Origin of the sequence: Streptosporangium sp. NPDC051023 (assembly GCF_040689595.1) — a bacterium.
Lineage (GTDB): Bacteria > Actinomycetota > Actinomycetes > Streptosporangiales > Streptosporangiaceae > Streptosporangium.
This window is the reverse complement of the sequence record NZ_JBFBCE010000166.1, coordinates 1-8,235: the sequence shown is the minus strand read 5'-3', so window position 1 is coordinate 8,235 and position 8,235 is coordinate 1. Positions and strand designations below refer to the sequence as shown.

Here is an 8,235-nt window from a genome sequence, read left to right as displayed (position 1 = left end):
GGTGAGTACCAAGGATGGCCGCGACCCGCTGCTGGGCCCGGTACCGTGTCGCAGCCTTACGGCACTTCGCGCACCGGCAACCCGCCCCCGGCTGGCCCTGTTCATCCGGGCCGTGCAGGTAACGGTTACGGTCTCCGTGAAGGCGCATCATGACGCCATCTCAAGGGCCTTGGCGTAGCTGACGCGGCGCTGGCGCCGACGCCGCTCCTGCGCCCGCTCGTTCTCGTTCAGGCCGCCCCAGATGCCATCTTTCTCCGGCCGGGTGAGAGCGTAGTTCAGGCAGGCGGCACGGACAGGGCACCAAGAGCACACCTCTTTGGCGATCTCCTCGCGAATGTCCCGCTCGGCCTGGCGTTCACCGTCAGGGCCGAAGAAGAGCACGAGGTCCTCGCCCTGGCAGGTGGCCTCGTCCTGCCAGTCCATGTCCACGCGAGGTGAGCGGGGCTGGGGCTTCACCCGCGTCTGCTGCGGTTGGTTCATCGCCGCAGGGGCAGGTGTCTGCTCGATCAAGTCGAGCGCCGTCAGCCATTCCCGGGCCTGCTCGACATCACGGGCATGCTCTGGTTTCGTGCAGCGGCGCCGCTTGGTCCGGCTACAGCCGTGAGAGGCCGCAAAGAAGCCGGCGACCCACAGGGCGGCCTCGCGGCGCTCTGCGGCCTCTACCGGAGGAGCGGCTATGTACGCGGTCAGCAGGGCGTCGTCGCTGAAAGTGCTTGCGGGCTTGGACTCCTGCGCACGAGCCGCCTGCTCGATACGCCATGCGGTTGCCATCACCGAGTCACCTCCGCAGGCAGGGGCAGCCCAGCCCGGATGAACGCCACCTTGATGGCGATCTCCAGCCCCTCCCGGATCCCCCGAGCACGCTCGGAGTCATCCGCCGGCCGGGCCCGCAGGAGCTCCGTGGCCAGGCCGAGCGTGTCGTCTTGCCGCATGTGAGCGGCGTGGGCCGCGTACTCGGCAGCGACGAGACGAGCCACCTCGGCGCACGCCGGGTGCTCGATGGGTGCTTCAACGATCAGGTCACTCATTGGGCCCGCCTTCCGAGGCCATCGCGGCTGCGCCCTGGTAGATGAGCGGCACCCGAACGTCGGCGCCCTTCCAGATCGGCAAGAGGACCGCCTCCCCACGGGCGGTCTTGTCCTTGGCCCACACCAAGGGCTTGGAGGGGCCTCCGAGCTGCCAGATGGGCAGAGGCGACACCTGAGACCAGCACGCCCAAAACGCCTGGTTGACGACCGCTGCGGACCCATCCGAGCGGTCCAGGAGACGCTGCACGCCGTAACCGGCCTGGAGCATCCACGGCGACTCGTGGACCGCAGTGGGGCGGACCTGTCCGAGCAGGGGCAGCAGTTGCGTGCGAACCAGGCCAGGGGTGACGGCCCTGTCGTTCTCGTAGTGGCAGATCTCCCCGGACGCGAACAGCCTCCACTGCCCGTCCGGGACGCCACGCAGGACGTCTCGCGGGAGCCGTACAGCCCCGTACGACCAGGCCGCGTACCGGGTGCCGTCCTCAGCCGTGGCCAACGTCAGGTGAGGGTTGTCCGAACCGCTACAGCTCTTCGCCATCGCGTACAGCAGTGGGACCGCGATCTCAGACATCGGTCTCCTCCGCGGAGGAGGCGCCCTTGGATGTCACTTCGCCGTTGCGGATCCGCTCCACAACGGCGTCCACCTCATCCGGAGCAACGAGAACCTCGCGGGACTTCGAGCCCTCCGCGGGGCCGACGATCCCCAACTCCTCCATCGCGTCCAGGAACTGTCCGGCCTTAGCGAAACCGACCTTCAGCTTCCGCTGGACCATCGACAAGGAGCCGAACTGGGTGGAGATGACCAGCTCAGCGGCCTGCACAAGCAGGTCCAGATCGGTCGGCTCGCTCGCCCCCTTCGCCTCCCGTGCGGGCGGGGTGCGCAGAAACTCCTCCGACACATCCGGCGAGCCCTCGACCGTCAGTTCGTCCCACCACGGGCTGTCGGACAGGGCGTCCTCTCCGGCGTCCAAATGGCCCGCCGGCATCCACACACCGACGAAGCGGGACTCCACCGTGATGAGGATCGGATCGGTCGCCTCCGGGCCGATGACCACCGTCAGCCGCTCCCCTTTGCGGGCAGCTTTCGTCCACCGAGGCAGGTACGACGGGGTGAGGAACAGGGCCGGGGTCGCGGGCTTCTGCTCCCGATGCACCACCTTGCCCAAAAGGGCGCGCCACTGGTCGAGGACCTCGTGGGCGTGCCCGTGCAGCAGCAGCCGTGTCCCGTCCTCGGAGTCCACCTGCAGGCCGAGGGAAACCACCGTGTCGCCACGGTCGTTCACCGGGACTGGCACCTTGTCGATGACCAGCTTCAGCTGAGGGTCTTCGTCTTTGGTGAACTTGAACAGCTTCAGCATCGCCGCGGCGTCGGAGCGGCCGATGCCGACCACGACGTCATCGGCGCCGCCGTCGATCCGATGCCGGGTGGCCGCCATCGTGTACCGGTCCGTGGCCACCGCGTACAGCACATCCCCGTGCGCCTCGATGCGGATGACGCCCAGTTCGGGCAGTTCCGGGTCGGTCCCGGTGTGCGGCAGGACGGGCGCGATCAGCTCGTGCAGGTCACGAGTGGTCAGATCGATGCGGGTCATCAGTGCGTGTGTCCTTTCGCTTATGGGCAGAGACGAGCCGCTCAGCGTCCTCGTGGAGCGCGATGGTCAGGCGCCCGCCGAGCACGAGGTCGGGGTCGGCGAACACGTCGTTGGGATCACCCGCGGGGTCGACGGGGTGGGCGGCCAGGAGACCGCCCACCAACACCGCGACGCCGAAGATCAGGCCGGTCACCGGTCCGCCTCCCGCGCCAGCAGGTCCTGCAGGTCACGGTCAAACGCAGCGTCCCGAGCGGCCCGATAGCGGCGCATAGCCGCCGCCAACCACAAGCAGCCGACGATGCCGGCGCCTCCGCAAGCCCCGATCAGGACGGAGACGAAACACGCAGCGAGGAGCGCGATCACGGTGCGGCCTCCTCGACGTCGCGCGCCTCGGCGGCCTGGGCGCGGGCGAGGTGCCGTCCGGCGCGCTCCTCCGCGGACTCGGCCCGCTCCCGGTACTTGGCGACCTGGGTCCGCAGCTGGGCGTTCGTTGTCTCCTGGGCGGCGAGCTGGGCGCGGGCTGTCTCCAGTTCCCGCTCGGTCCGCACCAGTTCCAGGTGGGTGCGGTCCCTGCGGGTTTCCATGCCGACCGGGACACCGATCACCAGGCCAACGACGAGGGCGAGGAGTAGTCCGAAGACTTGGCCGAGGTGCACAGCCACCAGCCACACGGCTACGGCGACGGCTGCCCCGATGGCGACGCCGAGGAGGTTCCTGCGGGTGAGGTAGGCGCTCTTCACGAGCTCACCGCCTCGATGATGCCTTTGGCGAGGCCGCCGATCACGACGCCGAGCATGACGACCAACTCGATCTGCAAGGCGCCGCCGTAGCTGATCGTGGGGATCGCGGCCCACCAGGCATGGTGAAGAGCTCCGATGAGGAGCATCAGGATCCAGGCGCCGATAATCCAGCCGATGAGGAACACGAAGAGAAGGCGACCGAGGAGGCTGATCACTGGCCTGCCTCCTCAGCCTTGGCGGGCGTGACCCACTCGTGGACCTGGACGACCCTGATCCGGCGGGCCACCGGGTCGAACCGGGCCGTCTCCTCGCAATCCCACGGCCGGGCTTCCTGCTGTTCAGTCAGACCCTTGCTGTAAGTGGCGGCGAAGTGCTCACCTGCTTCGTTGCGGATGACCAGGCGGTGGTGGGACTTCCACCGCGTAGTGTCGATGGGCTCGTTGGCCACGACCGTCCAGCCGTCGAAACCCTCACCGGGCCGCTCGTACGTCAGCTCACGAGCATCATCAGGGTCGAGATACACCGGCTCGGACGCGATCGGCAGCTCCGGGTCGACCTGGAAAACGTGTGCCTGGAAGTGCGTCTCGGGCAGCTTCGTCTCGTAGTCGTCGCCGACCGGCGTGATGCCGACCGAGATGACGGGACCGTCGGCGGAGATGGACGGCCACCAGTCGTTGCCGTTGTGGTAGTCGTGGTAGTCGCTGGTGAGCATCTCGGCGACGTTCTCCGGGGTGGGCGGGGTGAGGACGTTCACGCGGTTGGCTCCTGGGCCGGGTACGGGTGGGTGCGGGCGGTGATGGCGCGGATCGGGACGACGTCGTCCGAGGCAGGTCCGGTCCCGAGCTTGTGGCGGCGTCCCTTGGGGGCGGGCAGCACCAGGCAGGCGAGCGTGTACAGGACCCGCTCCAGGCCGGTGGTCACCGGGTTCCGTCCTGACCGATTGCGGCGTGCTCGTCGAGGAACTCGCCGAGAACCTGCTTGGATCGTTCGTCCAACTCCCCGATCGGTGCCCCCGACGCAGAGTTCGGCCTCGCTCCGTTCCAGGCCGCCGCGTGCGCCGCAGCCTCCAGCGGGGACATCCCGTTGCTGCCAGCCACCAGGCGGTCCACCGGAGGAGGGGGCTGCTCCCCTAACGCCTGCAGCGCAGCGGCGTACGCGTCGGCCGCGGCCTGCTCTTGGGTGGCGTAGTGGTCCTGCTGCTGCTTCTCCTGAGTCTTGGCGTCGATCTCCTGACGCAACTGCTCCCACTGCCGTGTCTTCTCGCCGATCTCGGCATTCAGCCGCTCGGCGTAGTCGTGGTGGTTGCGGGCGGCGTCCGTGTGGCGTTGCCACGCGAACTGGTTGTTCTGGACGACGGTGTGGCGGCCCTCTTCGGACGGCCACACCACAGCGGGAGCGGCGGGGGGCTGGTCGGTGTTCCTTCGCATTTCGGGTCTCCACTAATGGATGTTCTGGGTGGTTTGATGGGGCGGGTTCCCGGACCTCCCTGGTGACTGCAGGGAGGTCCGGGAATGTGGAAGTCAGTCGTGGCTGTAGGAGCCGACCTCGATGCCGTCCTTCTTGACGGTGACCTCGGCGTGATCCCCGAACGCGTTGAGCAGCACATCCAGGAACTCGCCGCCCTCGATTGCGGCGTTCAGCGCTTGGCAGCGCTCGTAGCGCGCCTCGTCCGGCCCCTCATAGGGCTTCTCGTCGTAGGAGGAGGTCTCCCGGTTCCAGGTCCGATCCTTCTTCCCGAGGCTCGGGTGTCCGCCGTACCGGTCGACTTCAAGGTCGTAGGTGTCCTCAACGTCCTCGTCGGTCACGGTGCGAACCCAGATCTCGCCTCGGACACCGAACACGCACGGGTCGCCGTCGTTGAAGTAGGGCGTGTACTGGGCCCAGCCGAACTCGACGATCGTGGGGTCGTCGAGGACTGCCTGCATGAGCGGCGCGAGGTCCTCGATCGGACGCTGCTTCGGCCGCTTCTCCCCCTCGCTGATGTCTCCGATGACGGGGATACCGAGAAAGCTGTTCGTGCTGGTCATGACTGGTCTCCGGGAGTGAGTGCGAGAGCGGAAAGAGGGACGGTCTTGGTCTGCTTGCCGCCCATCCAGGTGGCGATGGGCATGCCGTCGAGGTAGTCGGCCGGCGAGGGGAGCCAGCCGAGGTCCTCGATGATGTGGCGCTCCGCGATCAAGCGGACGGGGATCTTCTTGCGGCCGACCGTGATGGTGTCGCCGAAGATCCGGGCGCACAGGTACACGCCAGCGGTGTGGTGGTACAGGGAACGGTGGCGGACATCGCCGATAATGATCTTGGAGGAGTCGATGAACTCCTCTATAGGGAGGTAGAGTTCCGGCTCCCCGCCCCACTTCCTCGCCGCTGATTGAGCGTGATACCAGCTATTCATCGGACACCTGCCTCGACGGGCCGAATGTCGACGTACATCCGCCCAGGCCGCTCGTATGGCTCGCGCGGGCACAGCGTCAGCTGTCCAGGGGGGTCGGGGGCCGGCGTCGGCTCATCCGGGCCCGGGTCGTCCTCCGGACGGAACATCACGCAGGTGTACTGGTCACCGAGGCGAAAACCCTCGTTGCGCATCCACTCCGCGGGCGTCTTGTCCAGGTAAGCGACCAGGACCAGCGGACACCCATCAGCCGGGTTACCGGTACGGGCCGGTCTGTCGTGAACGCACTGCTCGCAGTTGTTCTCCATCCAGCACTCGCCCTCGGTCGAGTTCGAGAACGGAGACCCTTCGCGGGCCTTGGCGAGCGCCTCCTCGTAGGTGGGCAGGGTCATGCCGCACCGCCCACCAAACGCTCGTAGCGCCGCACGGTCGAAGGGCTGACCTTCAGTCCGACACGAGCCACCGCGTGCTCCGGGGATTCCCCCTGCTCCCGGAGCCAGGTGTAGTCCTCCTGGCGGGCGACGTAAGCGGCCTGCCGCTCCTCCTGTGCGCGCCGGATGCTTTCACGCGGGGACGTCGTAAGTGGGAATCGGCTGAGCGTCCCGGCCCACCGGTGCCGCTGGTAGCAGGCGTAGGTGAGGCCGCGCCCCTTGATGGGGCCCTCAGTGCCACAGCAGACGCAGACGCCGATACGGCCTATGGGCTCCGGCTCCTGCTGCCGCCCTCGCGGGAACTGGTGCAGAGTGCCGTTCTTGTAGCGGCGCATGTAGCAGGCGCGGATGAGACCACGGCCAGCACACGGCCCTGTGTCCCCACAGCAAACGCAGGTGATGGTGCTCCTCGAAGTCCGCGAGGCGGCGGTGAGGGTCTCCTTGACGGCGTCCATCACGACACCTCCCCGAGGGGAAGCCCCGCCTGCTGCGGCCTGCGGCGGTATCGCGCGTTGAACTTCTGAATCTGTTCGTAGGAAACGCGCGCCATCTCGGCCAGCACGTCGATGTCAGTGCCGTCTGTGGTAACCCAAGCCGCGAGCTCGTCGCGGTACTCACCACATAGTTCGTATGAAGCAGCCCACAATGTCTGGGCGACCTTGTCTGCGACCGCAGTGCCGGCGTGATCCTGCAGAGCTCGCAGAAGAAGTGAGACTGCGTATCCGTACTCCGTCGCGCGGAGGGCCCGCTTCCACTCCTCTGCGTCAGCAAAAGGGTCGAGCTTGAGACGCAGGTCGTGGTTGATTAGCGCTTCTGCAGCGTGGTGTTTTACCGTCGAAGCGGCGGTGACGGTGTCCACGGATTCGTATGGGGCGATGTCCTCCAGGAGGATGCGCTCCTCCTCGCCGTCCCCGTCCGGGGCTGGTTGCGCATCGCGTAGTCGCCTCGTGGCCGCACTGATAGCCCGGAAGACGTTGACGAACTTTTCGGCGTCCTCCTTGTGTTCCGCCAACCTCTGTTCGTACTCGTCCAGGTCGTCCTCCGTGATGTGAGTCATCGGGAGGGTCCGCGCGTACCTGACCACCTCGCTGTAGTCGGCGCCAGCGAAGTACTCCTTGCCGCCAGCGAGAGGCCATCGTTCGGCGCAGAAGGCGATCAGGGCGATCTCGTTCTGGGCGTACTCCTTATGCCGGGTGGAGATCCAAGACCGGGTGATGGCCGCCCCATGTTTCTCGGCCGTCCGTCCGTGATCGGCGATCCGCTGTGTTTGGTGGCCAGCCCGGCCGACCTTCACCACGCCGGTGGTGAACTCAACGACGTAGACGTACCGCTCAGCAGTAGCCCGGTACAGGTCACGAACGTGCTGGTTTCGCTTCGTCTGCTCACCGGCGATGACGGTCGTGCAGACCTGCTGGCTGGTCTGCGGGGAGGGGAAATCAGCCTCGCTCACCGAGCACCGCCCCGAGCGGCCTCGTAGGCGTCGGCCATCTCGGCCAACTGGGCGGAGAGCTCCCGCGCCTGGGCGAGGTCCAGCCCCCATTCGTCTACGCCGCGTGGGAACAGGGTGATGCCGTCCTTGGTGAGGGCGAGCAGGTCGTCGCCGTCTTCCCAGGAGATCCCGAGCTCGTCGGGTCGCTCCAGCACGATGAACGTCTCGTCGCCGTCGACGATCGCACGGAGCCGGTCTACTTCGGCGCGGAGATCGCTACGGTCAGCCTCAGCCTGGTTGAGCGCCTGCGCAGGGTCCGTTGCGAGATCCAGGCTGTGGTCGTCCCGCTCGCGGATCGCGGCGAGCCTCTCCGGAGTAAGCGGTTTCATGTGTAACTCCGATCAGGGGTTGTAGGGCCCGTCTGTGCTCGCCCCTGAGGCCGAGCACAAGACGGGACAAGAAGGGGAAGGTCAGAAGGGGGCTTCGCCGTCGAGGTCCGTGACGTCCACCGGCTCACCGAGATGCACGGCCTGGCGCATCAGCCGCTGCCCGGGACGGTCAGGCGCCCAGGCGCCTACCTCTGTGGCGGGCACCTCCACAGACACGAGGGCGCCGTCAGGGCCGGA

Annotated in this window: 15 protein-coding genes and 1 pseudogene; all 16 read right to left on the bottom strand. The window is 67.3% G+C overall.

The genetic code is table 11. From position 1 onward, the window contains the following. Positions 1 to 147: 147 nt before the first annotated feature. The 16 genes and pseudogenes from AB0395_RS47125 to AB0395_RS47050 all read right to left on the bottom strand — a co-directional run bounded on the left by AB0395_RS47125 (position 148) and on the right by AB0395_RS47050 (position 7,998). Positions 148 to 423 carry a WhiB family transcriptional regulator gene (locus AB0395_RS47125; RefSeq protein ID WP_366294594.1) on the bottom strand — a complete coding sequence of 92 codons (276 nt, stop codon included), beginning with the start codon at positions 421 to 423 and terminating at the stop codon, positions 148 to 150. A 347-nt stretch (positions 424 to 770) separates the two neighbouring features. Then, a complete protein-coding gene (locus AB0395_RS47120) occupies positions 771 to 1,028 on the bottom strand; it encodes a hypothetical protein (protein WP_366294592.1) in 258 nt (85 codons plus the stop codon). Continuing rightward, entirely contained in the window at positions 1,021 to 1,599 is a 579-nt protein-coding gene (locus tag AB0395_RS47115) for a hypothetical protein (RefSeq protein ID WP_366294589.1), read from the bottom strand. Before AB0395_RS47115 ends, AB0395_RS47120 begins: the two co-directional genes overlap by 8 nt. Next, positions 1,592 to 1,864 (bottom strand): annotated as a pseudogene (locus AB0395_RS47110) (DNA translocase FtsK); the annotation flags it as partial. The gene AB0395_RS47115 and the pseudogene AB0395_RS47110, both read right to left, overlap by 8 nt. 727 nt (positions 1,865 to 2,591) lie before the next feature. Continuing rightward, positions 2,592 to 2,813, bottom strand: a complete 222-nt coding sequence (locus AB0395_RS47105) for a hypothetical protein (protein ID WP_366294586.1) — start codon at positions 2,811 to 2,813, stop codon at positions 2,592 to 2,594. Between the two features lie 166 nt (positions 2,814 to 2,979). Then, positions 2,980 to 3,360: a hypothetical protein gene (locus AB0395_RS47100; protein ID WP_366294583.1), complete on the bottom strand. Its 381-nt coding sequence runs from the start codon at positions 3,358 to 3,360 to the stop codon at positions 2,980 to 2,982. Further along, on the bottom strand, positions 3,357 to 3,575 hold the full coding sequence (locus AB0395_RS47095; protein WP_366294580.1) for a hypothetical protein: 219 nt from the start codon (positions 3,573 to 3,575) through the stop codon (positions 3,357 to 3,359). Before AB0395_RS47095 ends, AB0395_RS47100 begins: the two co-directional genes overlap by 4 nt. Further along, on the bottom strand, positions 3,572 to 4,114 hold the full coding sequence (locus AB0395_RS47090) for a hypothetical protein (RefSeq protein ID WP_366294578.1): 543 nt from the start codon (positions 4,112 to 4,114) through the stop codon (positions 3,572 to 3,574). The genes AB0395_RS47095 and AB0395_RS47090 overlap by 4 nt, the downstream gene beginning before the upstream one ends. Continuing rightward, on the bottom strand, positions 4,111 to 4,281 hold the full coding sequence (locus tag AB0395_RS47085; protein WP_366294575.1) for a hypothetical protein: 171 nt from the start codon (positions 4,279 to 4,281) through the stop codon (positions 4,111 to 4,113). Before AB0395_RS47085 ends, AB0395_RS47090 begins: the two co-directional genes overlap by 4 nt. Next, positions 4,278 to 4,787 carry a hypothetical protein gene (locus tag AB0395_RS47080; protein WP_366294573.1) on the bottom strand — a complete coding sequence of 170 codons (510 nt, stop codon included), beginning with the start codon at positions 4,785 to 4,787 and terminating at the stop codon, positions 4,278 to 4,280. Before AB0395_RS47080 ends, AB0395_RS47085 begins: the two co-directional genes overlap by 4 nt. A 93-nt stretch (positions 4,788 to 4,880) precedes the next feature. Beyond that, on the bottom strand, positions 4,881 to 5,387 hold the full coding sequence (locus AB0395_RS47075) for a hypothetical protein (protein WP_366294570.1): 507 nt from the start codon (positions 5,385 to 5,387) through the stop codon (positions 4,881 to 4,883). Beyond that, the gene (locus AB0395_RS47070) at positions 5,384 to 5,752 is read right to left on the bottom strand and encodes a hypothetical protein (protein WP_366294567.1); all 369 of its coding nucleotides are present in this window, start codon (positions 5,750 to 5,752) and stop codon (positions 5,384 to 5,386) included. Before AB0395_RS47070 ends, AB0395_RS47075 begins: the two co-directional genes overlap by 4 nt. Continuing rightward, a complete protein-coding gene (locus tag AB0395_RS47065) occupies positions 5,749 to 6,141 on the bottom strand; it encodes a hypothetical protein (protein ID WP_366294564.1) in 393 nt (130 codons plus the stop codon). The genes AB0395_RS47070 and AB0395_RS47065 overlap by 4 nt, the downstream gene beginning before the upstream one ends. Further along, on the bottom strand, positions 6,138 to 6,635 hold the full coding sequence (locus tag AB0395_RS47060; protein ID WP_366294562.1) for a hypothetical protein: 498 nt from the start codon (positions 6,633 to 6,635) through the stop codon (positions 6,138 to 6,140). The genes AB0395_RS47065 and AB0395_RS47060 overlap by 4 nt, the downstream gene beginning before the upstream one ends. Further along, entirely contained in the window at positions 6,635 to 7,630 is a 996-nt protein-coding gene (locus AB0395_RS47055; protein ID WP_366294559.1) for a hypothetical protein, read from the bottom strand. Before AB0395_RS47055 ends, AB0395_RS47060 begins: the two co-directional genes overlap by 1 nt. Beyond that, positions 7,627 to 7,998: a hypothetical protein gene (locus tag AB0395_RS47050; protein ID WP_366294556.1), complete on the bottom strand. Its 372-nt coding sequence runs from the start codon at positions 7,996 to 7,998 to the stop codon at positions 7,627 to 7,629. Before AB0395_RS47050 ends, AB0395_RS47055 begins: the two co-directional genes overlap by 4 nt. Positions 7,999 to 8,235 lie beyond the last annotated feature (237 nt).